The sequence below is a fragment of the Paenibacillus xylanivorans genome (genome assembly GCF_001280595.1).
In the GTDB taxonomy this organism is placed as follows: Bacteria; Bacillota; Bacilli; order Paenibacillales; family Paenibacillaceae; genus Paenibacillus; species Paenibacillus xylanivorans.
The window spans coordinates 1-322 of sequence record NZ_LITU01000046.1 but is presented as its reverse complement, the minus strand read 5'-3'; the positions used below and the strand labels follow the sequence as shown (position 1 = coordinate 322).

1 protein-coding gene is annotated in these 322 nt (G+C 53.1%); it reads left to right on the top strand.

Translation table 11 applies throughout. The features are described from left to right. Positions 1–322, top strand: a 322-nt coding sequence (locus AMS66_RS07580) for an aldo/keto reductase (RefSeq protein ID WP_144424438.1), incomplete at both ends; no start/stop codon positions are given.

Here is a 322-nt window from a genome sequence, read left to right as displayed (position 1 = left end):
GGTGGGATCCTAATACGCCAATTGAGGAGACTATGGAGGCTCTTCACGATTTAGTTAAGGCGGGCAAGGTCAGATACATCGGAGCATCCTCCATGCTGGCATGGCAGTTTGCGAAAGCTCAGCATGTCGCAGAGCGCAACGGCTGGACACGGTTCGTTTCCATGGAAAATAGATTAAACCTGCTCTATCGGGAAGAAGAACGAGAAATGCTCCCCCTTTGCAGAGACGAGGGAGTTGGCATCACTCCTTACCTGCCTTTGGCTGCAGGCCGGTTAACCCGGGATTGGAATGAGCAGACCACGCGATCAGAGAAGGACCAGGT